This is a genomic window from Methylorubrum aminovorans, assembly GCF_022179725.1.
GTDB classification, from domain to species: domain Bacteria; phylum Pseudomonadota; class Alphaproteobacteria; order Rhizobiales; family Beijerinckiaceae; genus Methylobacterium; species Methylobacterium aminovorans.
This window is the reverse complement of the sequence record NZ_BPRC01000001.1, coordinates 124,838-138,222: the sequence shown is the minus strand read 5'-3', so window position 1 is coordinate 138,222 and position 13,385 is coordinate 124,838. Positions and strand designations below refer to the sequence as shown.

The window sequence follows — 13,385 nt, the reverse complement described above, 5'->3', positions numbered from 1 at the left end:
GGATCCGCTGCGTTCCGGCCCGGGCCGCGCCGGCCCGGCCTCATCGGGACGGCGTCGCCAGGCGAGGCGATATCCGCAATGACCGAAGCCGAGACCGATTCCCTCTCCCCCGAACTGCTCGAAGCCGGTCGCCTGCTGTTCGCGGGCGAGGCCGAGTTCACCGCCGCTGCCCCGGCGCTCGGCGCCCTGCCGCCGATGGAAGGTATCGAGATCGCGTTTGCCGGGCGTTCCAACGTCGGCAAGTCGAGCCTCGTCAACGCGCTGACCGGCCGCAACACGCTGGCGCGCACCTCTCACACGCCGGGCCGCACCCAGCAGCTCAACTTCTTCCGCATCGGCGGGCGCCTGACCCTCGTCGACATGCCGGGCTACGGCTACGCCGCGGTCGAGAAGGCCAAGGTCGAGGCCTGGACCCAGTTGATCCACGCCTACCTGAAGGGCCGCTCGAACCTCGCGCGGGTCTACGTCCTGATCGATTCCCGGCACGGCCTGAAGTCGATCGACACCGATCTGCTCGACGGGCTCGACAAGGCGGCGGTCTCCTATCAGATCGTGCTGACCAAGGGCGACGCCCTCAAGAAGGCCGAGATCGAGCGGCGCATCGCCGGCATCCAGGCGGCGCTCGCCAAGCGCCCGGCGGCCTATCCGGAAGTTCTGCTGACTTCGAGCCGCGACGACAGCGGCGTGGCGGAGCTGCGCGCCAGCATCGCCCGGCTGCTGCAGGAGCGCGGCGCGTGACCGGCCTCGACCGCCTCCTCGCAGCCCTGGCAGCGCTCGCCGGCGGGCTCGGCGTGGCGGCCAGCGCGGCGGTCGCCCATACCAGCGGCGGCGAGACGCTGAAGACCGCCGCGCAGTTCCTGCTGTTCCACGCGCCGGCCATCATCGCTTTGACCGGCTTCGCCGCCGCCGGCCTGACCCGTGGTGCCCTCACCCGCCTCGCCGCGGCAGCTCTGCTCGTCGGGCTCGCGCTGTTCTCAGGCGATCTCGCCCTGCTGGCGCTGACCGGCCAAGCACTGTTCCCGATGGCGGCACCGATCGGAGGAACGGTGCTGATGGCGGGATGGGCGCTCGCGGCCGTCGCCGCACTGGTGCCGGCGCGGCGCTGATACGGTCAGTGCGGCCGAGCCCGCAGGAGGGACGCGTGCCGAGACACTGGCTTCTGCTCGCCGCCTGCCTCGCGGCTTGTCCCGCCCGTGCCGGCGCGATCGAGGAGAACGAGCCGCTGGTCATGCGACTGATCTTCGAGGATTGCCTCGGCTATATCCGCCACGGTCGCACCCCGTTCGAGGGCCTCGCGACGCGCCCCGCCTCGAAGGAGGCGATCGATCAGATTCCCTCCCGCGCCCCGGATCGGGAGAAGGCGGTCGAGTTGCTGTCGCCGCGCTACGTCGCGTCCTGGGGACGGGATGCCGACGGCCGGCACTGCCTCCTCCAGACCGTGTGGTGGGCCGAGCGCGACGGCCTGCCGGCGCGGCTCGGTGTGCGGGCCAAGGATTTCCTCGGACGCGTCACCGAGCGGGCGCGCTCTGCGGGCTTCGAGGACGCCTTTCCGGCCGACACTTTCTCACCGCTTGCCACGAGCCTTTGGTCGGAGAAGAGCACCGGACACGATGCCGGCCCTCTGCGCCCCGTCAGCTTCACGCTTCTCCCCACCGGCAGCGACGCGGCAACCGGCCTGATGGATGCCGGCCTCATCGTGATGGGCGGCCCGCCGCAGGGCCGCCCGTAGGTGCGCCTTACGGCATCACCGGCGGGTGATATTCCAGCGTGAAGGCGAGCGCCCAGAGCAGGAACAGCACCACCGGCAGGTGGACGAGGAGCTGGAGGAAGCTGAAGCCGACGATGTCGCGGGCCTTCAACCCCAGAATGCCGAGAAGCGGCAGCATGAAGAACGGGTTGATCAGGTTCGGCAAGGCTTCCGCCGCGTTGTAGACCTGCACCGCCCAGCCGAGATGCACCTTCAGCTCGTTGGCCGCCTGCATCACGTAGGGCGCCTCCAAGAGCCACTTGCCGCCCCCCGACGGAATGAAGAAGCCGAGCAGCGCCGAGTAGACGCCCATGGCCAGCGGGAAGCTGCCTTGCGTGTTCAGCGCCACGAAGGCGTGGGCGATGACGTCCGACAGGCTGTGGCCGGCGGCGTTCTTGGCGCCCGTCAGGATCGCCGCGATGGCGGCGTAGAACGGGAACTGGATCAGGATGCCGGCGGTGGCCGGCACCGCCTTGCTGAGCGCGGCGAGGAAGCGCTTGGGCCGCCAGTGCAGCACGAGGCCGGCCATCAGGAACAGGAAGTTGTAGGTGTTGAGGCTGGAGATCGCGATCATCCAGTCCTGGCGCGCGAATTCCTGAATCAGCCAGCCCGCCGCGAGCAGGCCGATCAGCACCGTCAGAACGGGAGCGTGCTCCAGCCACTCGCCGGGCTGCTTCGGCGGGGGCAGGCTGGTGTCCTCCTTCGACACGTCGACGCCGAGATCCTGGGCCGTCACCGCGGTGTCGCGGCCCGGCGCCGAAGCGACGGCGATCACCGCCGACATGACGACGAGGATCACGGTGATCAGGATGGACTGCCAGAGGAAGATCGTCTCGCTGAACGGAATCACGCCGGTGATCGGCAAGAGGCCCGGCGGCAGACTTTTGGGATTCGCCTGAAGCTGCGCGGCGGAGGAGGACAGGCCCATGGCCCAGGTCGCGCCGAGGCCGAGATAGGCCGCCGCGCCGGCCGCGCGATAATCCATCCGCAGTTCGGGCCGGCGAGCCAGTGCGCGGGCGAGCAGGCCGCCGAAGATCAGGCTGAGGCCCCAGCTCAGGAGCGAGGAGAGCATGGTGGCGAGCGCGACGTATCCGATGGCGCCGCGCCCGGTCTTCGGCACCAAAGCCATGCGGTCGATCAGCGCCTGGACCGGTGCGGAGGTCGCCACGACGTAGCCGCCGATGGTGACGAAGACCATCTGCATGGTGAAGGGGATCAGGCTCCAGAAGCCGTCGCCGAAGCTCTTGGTCACGGCCTGGACCGGCGCGCCGTTGACGAGGGCAGCGCCGGCTACGATGACGACGGCGATGGCCACGAACACGAAGGCGTCCGGAAACCACTTCTCGGCCCAATCGGTGAAGCGGAGCGCAAGGCGGGCCATGGCCCTCTCCTCGGTCCGGTCGCGGGGCTTGGCGGGCGCATCCATGGACGTCGTCTCCTGATCCGCGGCGCGGGCGGCCGCTTATCCTCCGTTAGAAGGGGAGCCGATGCCGGGTTCAAGCGGGTCCCGTTACGAAACCTCAGCGCTCACAGAAATCGAGGTTGGCCGGTCGTGCGGCCTCCGCCGCTCACCGGACTGACACACGCAGGAATTCCAGCGCAGGCCCTTGTGCCTGCGAAAAAACGCCCGCCGTCAGCGCATTGCCGTAGACCGCACCCGTGTCGAGATTGGTGCGGAAGCGGCGGCAATCCGCCCCGCCGCGGGTCTGCGGCGTGTGCCCATGGACGACGTGGCGGCCGAAATCGTGATCGGCGGAGAGGAACGGCTCGCGGATCCAGAGATGCGTCTCGCGATCCGGGTCGGGGACCTCCGCGTCGGGCCGGAAGCCGGCATGGACGAACCAGCGCTGCGCATCGTCATGCACAGTTGGCAAAGCTTCGATCCAGTCCAGCACGTCGCCGGGGATCTCCTCCGGGCCGGCCGCATCGTAAGAGGCCAGCGTCTCGGTGCCGCCATTCACCAGCCAATGGTCGAGGGCGCCCGGCTCGTGCAACGTCTTGAGCAGCATCGCCTCGTGGTTGCCCATCAGGCAGACCACGTCGTCCGGCCCGCGCCATTGCAGGCGGCGCAGGGTCTCAATTACCCGCGCGCTGTCGGGTCCGCGATCGATGTAGTCGCCGAGGAAAACGAGCTTTTTCGCGCGATCCCCGGCATGGGCCTCGATGCGCTCCAGCATGCGGTCGAGGAGGTCGGCGCAGCCGTGGATGTCGCCGATGGCGTAGGTGAGCGTTTCCGCCGTCATCCGGTGGTTGTCGAGGGTATTCTTGTGCAGCGCAAGAGCTGGCGTCGCTGCAAACTGAAATGCCCCGGCACCTCTCGGCGCCGGGGCATTTCACGTAGCCACTTTGCGGCGGATCAGTTCAGCAGCACCCCCGCCGGCCGGCGCTCGGCGGCGACGTCGCCGATCATCAGCCCGGCCGGGCCGACGCGCACCGGCACCGTTTCGCCGTCGTGGATCACGCCGGAGAGGATCGCCTCGGCGAGCGGGTCCTGCACGTTCTTCTGGATCACCCGCTTCAGCGGCCGTGCCCCGTAGGCGGGGTCGTAGCCCTTGTCGGCGAGCCAGGTGCGGGCCTCCTCGTCCACGTCGAGGGTGATCTTGCGATCCTCCAAGAGCTTGGCGAGGCGGCCGAGCTGGATGTCGACGATCGCCCCCATCTCGGACCGCGCGAGGCGGTGGAACAGGATGATCTCGTCCACCCGATTCAGGAACTCCGGCCGGAAGTGGCCGCGCACCACGCCCATCACCTCGTCACGCACCGCATCGGTGTCCTGGCCGGCGGGCTGGTTCACCAGATACTCGGCGCCCAGGTTCGAGGTCATGATCAGAAGCGTGTTGCGGAAATCGACCGTGCGCCCCTGCCCGTCCGTCAGACGCCCGTCGTCGAGCACCTGCAGGAGGACGTTGAACACGTCCGGATGCGCCTTTTCGACCTCGTCGAACAGCACGACCTGGTAGGGCCGACGCCGCACGGCTTCGGTCAGCGCCCCGCCCTCCTCGTAGCCGACATAGCCCGGAGGGGCGCCGATGAGGCGGGCGACCGCGTGCTTCTCCATGTACTCGGACATGTCGATGCGGACCAACGCCGTGTCGTCGTCGAACAGGAAGCCGGCGAGCGCCTTGGTCAGCTCGGTCTTGCCGACGCCTGTCGGACCGAGGAACATGAACGAGCCGATCGGCCGGTTCGGATCCTGCAGGCCGGCGCGCGCCCGGCGCACCGCAGTCGAGACCGACTCCACCGCCTCGCGCTGGCCGACGACGCGCTTTCCGAGCGCCTCCTCCATCGCCAGCAGCTTCTCGCGCTCGCCCTCCAGCATCTTGTCCACCGGCACGCCGGTCCAGCGCGAGACCACGCCCGCGATGTGAGCCGGCGTCACCGCTTCCTCGACCATGCCGTCGCGCGCGACCGCGTTCTCGGCGGCAGCCTCGATCTCGGAGAGCTGCTTTTCGAGACCGGGGATCACGCCGTAGGCGAGTTCGCCCGCGCGCTGGTACTGGCCCTGGCGCTGTGCCGAGGCGAGTTCGTTGCGCGCCTCGTCGAGCTTCTTCTTCAGCTCGGCCGCGGCACCCAGCTTGTCCTTCTCGGCCTTCCAGCGCGCCGTGATGGTGGCGGACTGCTCCTCAAGATCGGCCAGTTCCTTCTCCAGCCGCTGGAGCCGGTCGCGGGAGGCGGAATCCGTCTCCTTCTTCAACGCCTCGCCCTCGATCTTCAGCCGCACGATCTCACGATCGACGTTGTCGAGTTCCTCCGGCTTCGAATCGACCTGCATGCGCAGCCGGGAGCCCGCCTCGTCCACGAGGTCGATCGCCTTGTCGGGCAGGAAGCGGTCGGTGATGTAGCGGTTCGACAGCGTCGCCGCCGCGACCAGAGCCGAGTCGTGGATGCGAACACCGTGGTGCTGCTCGTACTTCTCCTTGATGCCGCGCAGGATCGAGACCGTGTCCTCGACGGTGGGCTCGGACACGAAGACCGGCTGGAAGCGGCGGGCGAGCGCGGCGTCCTTCTCGACATGCTTGCGGTACTCGTCGAGCGTGGTCGCGCCGACGCAATGCAGCTCACCGCGCGCGAGCGCGGGCTTCAGGAGGTTCGAGGCGTCCATGGCGCCATCCGCCTTTCCGGCGCCGACCAGCGTGTGCATCTCGTCGATGAACAGGATGATCTGGCCTTCCGCCGCGGTCACCTCGGAGAGCACGCCCTTCAGACGCTCCTCGAACTCGCCGCGATACTTCGCGCCGGCGATCAGCGCGCCCATGTCGAGCGCGAGCAGGTTCTTCTCCTTCAAGGATTCCGGCACGTCGCCGTTGACGATGCGCAGGGCCAAGCCCTCGACGATGGCGGTCTTACCGACACCGGGTTCGCCGATCAGCACGGGATTGTTCTTGGTGCGCCGCGACAGAACCTGGATCGTGCGGCGGATCTCTTCGTCGCGGCCGATCACCGGATCGAGCTTGCCCTCGCGGGCAGCCTCGGTGAGATCGCGGGCGTATTTCTTCAGGGCGTCGTAGGCGTTCTCGGCGCTCGCGTTGTCAGCGGTGCGGCCCTTGCGTAGGGCGTTGATCGCCGCGTTGAGCGAGGCCGCGGTGACGCCCGCCGCGGTCAGGATGCGGCCGGCCTCCGAGTCCTTCTCGACCGCAAAGGCGATCAGCAGGCGCTCGACGGTGACGTAGGAATCGCCCGCCTTTTCGGCGGCCTGCTCGGCCGTGTCGAGCAGGCGCACGAGGTCGCGGGTCGCCTGCGGCTGCGCGGCGTTGCCCGAGACCTTCGGCTGCTTGGCGAGCCACTGCTCGACCTGCGCATGCGCGACCCGCGACTGGCCGCCGGCCCGATCGATGAGACCGGCGCAGAGGCCTTCGGGATCGTCGAGCAGGACCTTCAGGAGATGGCCGGGTGCGAGCTGCGGATTGCCCTCGCGGACGGCGAGATTCTGCGCGGCCTGGACGAAGCCACGGGCGCGCTCAGTGTACTTTTCAAAATTCATGCGTGTTGCCCTTCCCCGGATCGGATGGGTCATCCGCCCGCTTTCCGCGGCACGAAGCCCCCGATGCGTCGCCCCGCGGGGTCTTCCCCGCCAGGACGCCGGCGCTGTTTTGCGAGCCGCCGGCAGGGATGATCTGGTGTTGCGTTTACGTAACACAAGGGGGTAAGGGAGCCGGAAATGCAGGCTCTGCGGGCATTCGGAGCCGCTGAGCCGGCTCGACCGCAAGCCGGTCAGCCAATGGCGTCTTCGGCTTACGCGGCCACCGCCATCCGGTCGCCGACCGCGACGGCACCGTCGGCGAGGACTTCGAGATAGATGCCGAGATCGACATGGCCGAAATGGCGCTTGAGCGCCTTCGGCAGGTGGGTGTCACGCTCGGCCGTCTCCGGATTGACGTCCACAGCGGCGCAGCGTGGAGTCCGGGCGAGTCCTCGCAGGCGCGGGCTCCCGATCGTCACCTCGCGATCGATCCAATCCATCTCGGCCCAGGGCTCCAGCCCGTCGACGTAGATGTTGGCGCGGAAGCGCAAGGGGTGGATCGTTTCGCCGGTCCGCTCCTCCAAGGCGCGGACCGAGGCGAGATTGATGAGCGAGACCGCCCGCATGAAGGCCGGCGAGATCACGCTGCCGTCGGTGAACTTGTGATCCCTCGCCTGCACGAGGCGCGGACGTCCCTTGGCGGCCGGGCCGACATAGGCCTCGAAGAAGCGCTCGACCGCCTCGCGGCCCTCGGGATGGGTCAGATCCTCGGTGAGCAGGGGTTCACCCCCGCGCGTGATCGTGAGCTGCCCGGTTTCGGGATCGAACCGCGTCGACAGAGCCGCCAGCACCTCGTTGCTGCGCAGCATCAGGAAATAGCCCTTGTCGAGCGGCTCCGGATTCTGCGGATCGAAGGCCGTGGTGCCGAGGGCAAGCGCGTATTCGCGGTCGAAGGCGAGGCCGGAGGCGCGGGCCAGCGTCAGGGCGGGAAGCGGCTCGGCCGACAGGCCCTTGACCGGATATCTGTAGAGCGCGGTGACTTCGGCCATCTGTCCTCATCCTCATGCCGGAGCCGGCACGCTGACCCAGACCGCAGCCGCCGACCATGCGGAATTCTTCGTAGATGAGGCGTGGGGGGCGTGGGCCCGGTTGCCAAAAGCGCAGGGCCGGCCTTAGCGCTGGGGCATGAGCCAGAGCCCCACGATCCGCATCGCCGCCCTCTACCGCTATCCGGTCAAGGGCCTCTCGCCCGAGGCGCTGGAGACGGCGGAACTCGAAACCAGCGGTTACTTCCCCGGGGACCGGCTCTACGCCATCGAGAACGGTCCTTCCGGCTTCAACGAGACCGTGCCGCGCCACCTGCCGAAGGTCACCTACCTGATGCTGATGCGCAACGAAGCATTGGCGCGGCTGCGCACCCGGTTCGACGACACCACGCATCGCCTCACCGTCGAGGAGAACGGCGTGCAGGCGGTCGATGCGGATCTCGGCACGGCGGAGGGCCGCGCGGCGCTCGCCGACTTCATGAAGGGGTTCCTGCCGCAGGAGCTGCGCGGCGCGCCGCGGGTGCTGGCGGCGCCGTCCGGCTACCGCTTCACCGATTCGCGCACCGGCTACGTCTCGCTCATCAACCGGGCGAGCGTGGCGGCAACCGAGGATCTCGTCGGCGCCCCCGTCGATCCCCTGCGCTTTCGCGGCAACCTCTATCTCGACGGGCTGGGGCCTTGGGCCGAACTCGACATGGTCGGTCGCGTGCTGGAGGCGGAGGGCGGTGTCCGTCTCAAGATCACCAGCCGAACCGTGCGGTGCGCCGCCACCAACGTCGATCCGCAGACGGGTCTGCGCGACCTGTCGCTCCCGAAGGCCCTGATGGAGGAGCTCGGCCACGCCGATTGCGGCGTCTATGCCGAGGTTTTGGCCGGGGGCGTGCTGCGGGCGGGCGACAGCTTGCGCGTGATCGGCTGAGGCGGATCAGCGCTTGCGAGTCTGGGCGCGGGCGGTCAGCCAGAGCGGCTCGGGCTCGGCGCAGGGCAAGAGAGCGGCCACGGCATCGAGGTCGACCGCGTAGTTCTCGGTGAGCTGACGCCAGACATCGGCCGAAGAGCCCGCACCCTGCCCGAGACGCTCGACGACGCGCGCAAGCAGACCGGGATGGGTGAGACTGGGACGCGGCGTCACCAGATCGGCGTTCGGCATGATCGGCCCCTTCGTTCGAGGAGGGGATGATTGATGGTGATGGTTAATGGCCGATTAAGTTGTTCGACCGTCTCTGCACAGACGCGTGATGGAAGGTCGAACCTCGACCGTGGGATCGCCGCGCCTGTCCATTGAAGCTGCACAGGCAGCGATCCGCGCTCGGACGGCCCCAGGTCCGCCGCCGCATGATGACGATTGCGGGATCGCGAACCGGCAATGTCTTCGTGGTGTCTTCGCTCTGCACAAAGCCTGCGCTAGAACCCCGCCGAATCCGCCCGTGACTCGAGTGAGAGAGCCAGGACGTCCCGATGACCGATCCACTGCCGAACGTGCATGTGCGCGCCGAGATCCTGACCCAGGCGCTGCCGCACATGCAGCGCTACGATCAGGAAATCGTGGTCATCAAGTATGGCGGCCACGCCATGGGCGACCCGGCGGCGGCGGAGGACTTCGCCGAGGACATCGTGCTCTTGGAGCAATCCGGGCTGAAGCCGATCGTCGTGCACGGCGGCGGACCGCAGATCGGTAAGATGCTGGCTCGGCTCGGCATCGAATCGGAGTTCCGCGGCGGGCTTCGCGTCACCGACGAGGCCACCGTCGAGGTGGTCGAGATGGTGCTGGCCGGCTCGATCAACAAACAGATCGTCGGCTGGATCGCCGCCGAGGGCGGCCGGGCGATCGGCCTGTGCGGCAAGGACGGCAACATGGTCCGCGCCAAGCGGGCGATGCGCACGATCAAGGACCCCGACAGCAACATCGAGCAGGCGATCGATCTCGGCCTCGTCGGCGAGCCCGAGCATGTCGAGCGCGGCGTGCTCGACGCGGTGCTGAAGGCCGAGCTGATCCCGGTGCTCGCGCCCGTGGCCTACGGCGAGGACGGCAAGACCTACAACGTCAACGCCGACACCTTCGCCGGCGCCATCGCCGGTGCGCTGCGGGCCAAGCGCCTGCTGCTGCTCACCGACGTGCCCGGCGTGCTCGACAAGGACAAGAACCTGATTCAGGAGCTCTCGGTGGAAGATTGCCGGCGCCTGATCGCCGACGGCACCATCACGGGCGGCATGATCCCGAAGGTCGAGACCTGCATCTACGCCCTCGAACAGGGTGTCGAGGCGGTGGTCATCCTCAACGGCAAGGTGGCGCACGCGGCGCTGCTGGAGCTGTTCACCGATTTCGGTGCGGGCACCCTGATCCGGCGCACCTGACGGCAGCGCTTCCCTGAGAGGCGCAAACGCCTACATTACGGGACGGGGCACCCTCGTCCCGTTTCTCCTGATCAAGCGTCACCTTCCCCTTGCTTCTTCCCGGCGAGAGCCACTTCACCACCCCCGACGCCCGCGGCTTCTCCGAAGTCGATACCTGGGTGTTCGACCTCGACAACACGCTCTACCCGAGCGACGCGCGGGTCTGGCCGCAGGTGGACGAGCGGATCACGCTCTACGTGATGCGGCTCTACGGACTCGACGCGATCTCGGCCCGCGCCCTGCAGAAGCATTTCTACCACCACTACGGTACCACCCTGAAGGCGCTGATGGTGGAGGAAGCGGTCGATCCGCACGACTTCCTCGACTTCGCCCACGACATCGACCACTCGACGATCAAGCTCGACGAGTCCCTCGGCACGGCGATCGAGCATCTCCCGGGGCGCAAGCTGATCCTCACCAACGGCTCGCGCCGCCACGCGGAGCGCGTCGCGGACAAGCTCGGCATCCTCAGCCATTTCGAGGACGTCTTCGACATCGCGGCGGCCGACTTCGTGCCGAAGCCCGACCGCGGCACCTACGAGCGCTTCCTCCTGCGCCACGGGGTCGATCCCCGCCGCTCGGCCCTGTTCGAGGACATCGCCCGCAACCTCGTGGTGCCGCACGATCTCGGCATGGCGACCGTGCTCGTGGTGCCGCAGACACCCGACCCGTTCCGCGAGCGGTTCGAGCAGGAGGCGGTGAAGGAGCCGCATATCGACCACATCACCAGCGACTTGGCCGCCTTTCTGGAGCGCTGCGTGTTGCCCGTCGTTCCGCCGGAGCCCTCCGCACCGTGAGCGGGGGTGATCCGGGCCGCTGGGCCGAGGCCAAGGCGCCGAGTCTTGCCGAGATCGAGGCCCTGGCCGACGCCGCCTTCGCCGCCCTGCCGGAGGAATTCCGCGCACTCTGCGCGGGCGTGCGCATCCACGTCGATGACTTTCCCGACGACGAGACGCTGACCGAGATGGGCTGCGAATCGGAGTTCGGCCTGCTCGGCCTGTTCCGCGGCGTGGGGCTGGCGCAGGCGGGCGAGGTCGCCACGGGGCAGATGCCCAACGCCGTCTGGCTCTACCGCCGGCCGCTGCTCGACTACTGGGCCGAGCACGACGAGACGCTGGGCCATCTCGTCACCCACGTCCTCGTCCACGAGATCGGCCACCATTTCGGCCTCTCGGACGACGATATGGCCGGGATCGAGGCCGCAGCGGACGCAATCGAGAGCTGATTCCGTCTCGGTCCGCGTGCCTCCGCTCCCACCGTCCTCGCGGGGCGAGGACGCCAGACGTCTCGAACGGGCAGTGAGGACGCGGCCGGTCCTCAGCCCCGCGCGGGCAGGCGCGGGATCAGCCCGACCTTCGGCCGGCGGGAGCGGAACTGCCCGCGCTCGATCGCTACGAAGGTGAGGATCACCAGGGCGAGCGTCGTGAGCCACCAAATCGTGGTGAGGCCGACACCGACGCAGCCGATGGCAAACGCCGTGGCGAAGGCCGCCATGGCGCAGGGCGCCAGCACCGTGGCATCGCGGCCGGCGCGGTGGATGGCGCTGTAGAGGGCGAACGCCGCGGCGAAGGCGCCGACGATGCCGAGTTCGTACCAGAACTCGAACAGCATCGTCGTCGGCGCATTGATCGGCAGGATGCCGAAGAGCTTGCCGCGCAGGGCCGTCTCGAGACCGTGGCCGGTCACCAGCCGCACCGGCTCCAGGGTGACGACCTTCTGCCACGCCTTGAGCGCCAGCACACCCGGCGCCACGGGGCCGAACAGGGCGATGCCGATGGGCCGGGCGAGGAACGGCAGCAGCGGCGCCACCACGAGCAGGCTCGCGGCGACCAGCGCCGTGACCCGCACGCCGAGCGACAGGCGCCAATGGGTCAGCGCGAAGGCGAGCGCCCCGACCGCCAGCGCGAACAGCGCGGTCAGGCCGGGCGCCAGCAGCAGCGCGCCCGCGACGAGCACGACCACGACGAGAGAGCCCAGGTCGCGGCGGCGCGAGCGCAGCCAGGCCACGGCGGGCCATGCGAGCAACGCCAGCAGCACCGCGCCGCGCTCCAGGGCACTGTCGCCGTCCGGGTTGTCCTTGAGCATCGCGTCGCCGACGAGATTGATCAGGATCGCGACGATGGCGGCGGCGCCGACGCCGAGCGGCAGCAGGTAGAGGTTGGCCGAGCGCATCCGGTCGGGCAGCGCGAGATAGGCGAGCAGCGTCATCACCACGGTGGCGACGAGGTTGGCCAGCCGCTCGCTCGCCGGTCCCGGAAATGGGGTCCAGACCAGCGACAGCGCCGACCAGAACACCACCAGCATGCCGGCCAGGAAGGAGGGTGCGGTCAGCAGCCGCTTCAGGGCCGGACCGACGGCGCGCTGATGCTGGTCGATGGCGCTCGCGGTGATCAGCAACACGACGGCGATGGGCGCCAACACCACGGTGGCGCGGCGCGAGACTTGCGCGGCCACCGGCAGCACCACGAACAGGCCGAAGAAGCCGATGCGGCGCAGAAGGGCCGCCGCGTCGAGGGCGGGATCGACCGTCGTGTTCGGGGGACGCGGCATGATCGAGGGAGAACCGGATCCGGCGCCCCTGCGGAGTGCGGGCGCGTGCCTACACCTAGTGCAGGCGGGTGGGCCGGGCTGTAGAGGCGCTGCAACACCTCCCCCCGCGCATCAGTCGAGATTTTGCGTCAAACTGGCGTGGTTTGCGGCCGCGCGCGCCGGCGACGGCGGGCGAGGTGGCGGCCGACATCGCTGGTGACGCGCCAGCCGCCCCAGGCGGCGAGGAAGCCGAGCAGGCCGGCGACGAGGCCGTCCGCCGTCGTCGGTACTGCCGGCTGGTAGTCGCGATAGGCGGCCCGCGCGATGTCCATGTCGGGGTCGCGCGCCATCACGGTGAGGCGTCCGAGCGGGCTCGCGGCGGTGTCGAGCGCGAGCTTCTGCGCCTCCAGCCGCTTCAGCCGCTCGACATCGGCTCGAGCCGACTCGCCGCGGCGGGCGATGAAGGCGTCCGGGTTGGTGCGCAGCAGCGCCAACGCCTCGTCGCGGCTGCGGCCCGTGGCCCTGGCGTCGGCATCGAGCGAGGCGATGGAGCGGCGCAGCTCGTCCAGCGCCCCGCCAAGACGCTGGGTGTATTGCTGGGCGAATTCCGGAGCCTGCGCGGCGATGACCGCGGCGAGCAGCCCGAAGGCGAGGCCGAGCGTTCGCACGACACGGAACATCAAGGTCTTCCTTCGGCGGTGCCTGCCGG

Annotated in this window: 14 protein-coding genes; 7 read left to right on the top strand and 7 right to left on the bottom strand. The window is 69.1% G+C overall.

Annotated elements, in window-relative coordinates; translation table 11 throughout:
• The first annotated feature begins 78 nt into the window (after positions 1-78).
• From yihA to MFF24_RS00640, 3 genes are read left to right on the top strand one after another with little or no spacing between them, the layout of a single operon-like run.
• Positions 79-738: a ribosome biogenesis GTP-binding protein YihA/YsxC gene (gene yihA, locus MFF24_RS00650; protein WP_238221646.1), complete on the top strand. Its 660-nt coding sequence runs from the start codon at positions 79-81 to the stop codon at positions 736-738.
• The gene (locus MFF24_RS00645; RefSeq protein ID WP_238221642.1) at positions 735-1,106 is read left to right on the top strand and encodes a DUF423 domain-containing protein; all 372 of its coding nucleotides are present in this window, start codon (positions 735-737) and stop codon (positions 1,104-1,106) included. The genes yihA and MFF24_RS00645 overlap by 4 nt, the downstream gene beginning before the upstream one ends.
• 35 nt (positions 1,107-1,141) lie before the next feature.
• The gene (locus MFF24_RS00640; RefSeq protein ID WP_238221640.1) at positions 1,142-1,729 is read left to right on the top strand and encodes a hypothetical protein; all 588 of its coding nucleotides are present in this window, start codon (positions 1,142-1,144) and stop codon (positions 1,727-1,729) included.
• Positions 1,730-1,736: 7 nt separating this feature from the next.
• Here MFF24_RS00640 and MFF24_RS00635 read toward each other — a convergent pair whose 3' ends face one another.
• The 4 genes from MFF24_RS00635 to MFF24_RS00620 form a co-directional block, all read right to left on the bottom strand.
• Positions 1,737-3,173 carry a short-chain fatty acid transporter gene (locus MFF24_RS00635; RefSeq protein WP_238221638.1) on the bottom strand — a complete coding sequence of 479 codons (1,437 nt, stop codon included), beginning with the start codon at positions 3,171-3,173 and terminating at the stop codon, positions 1,737-1,739.
• A 142-nt stretch (positions 3,174-3,315) separates the two neighbouring features.
• Positions 3,316-3,990, bottom strand: coding sequence for a metallophosphoesterase family protein (locus MFF24_RS00630; protein ID WP_238221636.1), 675 nt, complete (start codon positions 3,988-3,990; stop codon positions 3,316-3,318).
• A gap of 113 nt (positions 3,991-4,103) precedes the next feature.
• The gene (gene clpB / locus MFF24_RS00625) at positions 4,104-6,728 is read right to left on the bottom strand and encodes an ATP-dependent chaperone ClpB (RefSeq protein WP_238221634.1); all 2,625 of its coding nucleotides are present in this window, start codon (positions 6,726-6,728) and stop codon (positions 4,104-4,106) included.
• Positions 6,729-6,979: 251 nt separating this feature from the next.
• Complete coding sequence (locus tag MFF24_RS00620; protein WP_238221633.1) at positions 6,980-7,756, bottom strand: MOSC domain-containing protein; 777 nt, start codon at positions 7,754-7,756, stop codon at positions 6,980-6,982.
• 136 nt (positions 7,757-7,892) lie between these two features.
• Here MFF24_RS00620 and MFF24_RS00615 point away from each other — a divergent pair, with 136 nt between their 5' ends.
• Complete coding sequence (locus MFF24_RS00615; RefSeq protein ID WP_238221631.1) at positions 7,893-8,672, top strand: MOSC domain-containing protein; 780 nt, start codon at positions 7,893-7,895, stop codon at positions 8,670-8,672.
• A 6-nt stretch (positions 8,673-8,678) separates the two neighbouring features.
• Here the strand turns inward: MFF24_RS00615 and MFF24_RS00610 are convergent, their stop codons facing one another.
• The gene (locus MFF24_RS00610) at positions 8,679-8,903 is read right to left on the bottom strand and encodes a hypothetical protein (protein ID WP_108940244.1); all 225 of its coding nucleotides are present in this window, start codon (positions 8,901-8,903) and stop codon (positions 8,679-8,681) included.
• A gap of 308 nt (positions 8,904-9,211) precedes the next feature.
• Here MFF24_RS00610 and argB point away from each other — a divergent pair, with 308 nt between their 5' ends.
• The 3 genes from argB to MFF24_RS00595 all read left to right on the top strand — a co-directional run bounded on the left by argB (position 9,212) and on the right by MFF24_RS00595 (position 11,372).
• Positions 9,212-10,108 carry an acetylglutamate kinase gene (argB, locus tag MFF24_RS00605; protein WP_108940243.1) on the top strand — a complete coding sequence of 299 codons (897 nt, stop codon included), beginning with the start codon at positions 9,212-9,214 and terminating at the stop codon, positions 10,106-10,108.
• Between the two features lie 89 nt (positions 10,109-10,197).
• Entirely contained in the window at positions 10,198-10,944 is a 747-nt protein-coding gene (locus MFF24_RS00600) for a pyrimidine 5'-nucleotidase (RefSeq protein WP_108940242.1), read from the top strand.
• Complete coding sequence (locus MFF24_RS00595; RefSeq protein WP_238221629.1) at positions 10,941-11,372, top strand: metallopeptidase family protein; 432 nt, start codon at positions 10,941-10,943, stop codon at positions 11,370-11,372. Before MFF24_RS00600 ends, MFF24_RS00595 begins: the two co-directional genes overlap by 4 nt.
• 92 nt (positions 11,373-11,464) lie before the next feature.
• Here the strand turns inward: MFF24_RS00595 and MFF24_RS00590 are convergent, their stop codons facing one another.
• Together MFF24_RS00590 and MFF24_RS00585 are read right to left on the bottom strand one after the other, a co-directional pair.
• Complete coding sequence (locus tag MFF24_RS00590) at positions 11,465-12,697, bottom strand: peptide ABC transporter permease (RefSeq protein WP_238221627.1); 1,233 nt, start codon at positions 12,695-12,697, stop codon at positions 11,465-11,467.
• A gap of 128 nt (positions 12,698-12,825) precedes the next feature.
• Entirely contained in the window at positions 12,826-13,356 is a 531-nt protein-coding gene (locus MFF24_RS00585; RefSeq protein WP_238221625.1) for a DUF2937 family protein, read from the bottom strand.
• Positions 13,357-13,385: the final 29 nt, after the last annotated feature.

Bases quoted from the DNA above. Each gene is read 5' to 3' on its own strand.
- yihA (WP_238221646.1), top strand. From the start codon at position 79: ATGACCGAAGCCGAGACCGATTCCCTCTCCCCCGAACTGCTCGAAGCC.
- MFF24_RS00635 (WP_238221638.1), bottom strand. From the start codon at position 3,173: ATGGATGCGCCCGCCAAGCCCCGCGACCGGACCGAGGAGAGGGCCATG.
- MFF24_RS00630 (WP_238221636.1), bottom strand. From the start codon at position 3,990: ATGACGGCGGAAACGCTCACCTACGCCATCGGCGACATCCACGGCTGC.
- clpB (WP_238221634.1), bottom strand. From the start codon at position 6,728: ATGAATTTTGAAAAGTACACTGAGCGCGCCCGTGGCTTCGTCCAGGCC.
- MFF24_RS00620 (WP_238221633.1), bottom strand. From the start codon at position 7,756: ATGGCCGAAGTCACCGCGCTCTACAGATATCCGGTCAAGGGCCTGTCG.
- MFF24_RS00615 (WP_238221631.1), top strand. From the start codon at position 7,893: ATGAGCCAGAGCCCCACGATCCGCATCGCCGCCCTCTACCGCTATCCG.
- MFF24_RS00610 (WP_108940244.1), bottom strand. From the start codon at position 8,903: ATGCCGAACGCCGATCTGGTGACGCCGCGTCCCAGTCTCACCCATCCC.
- argB (WP_108940243.1), top strand. From the start codon at position 9,212: ATGACCGATCCACTGCCGAACGTGCATGTGCGCGCCGAGATCCTGACC.
- MFF24_RS00590 (WP_238221627.1), bottom strand. From the start codon at position 12,697: ATGCCGCGTCCCCCGAACACGACGGTCGATCCCGCCCTCGACGCGGCG.
- MFF24_RS00585 (WP_238221625.1), bottom strand. From the start codon at position 13,356: ATGTTCCGTGTCGTGCGAACGCTCGGCCTCGCCTTCGGGCTGCTCGCC.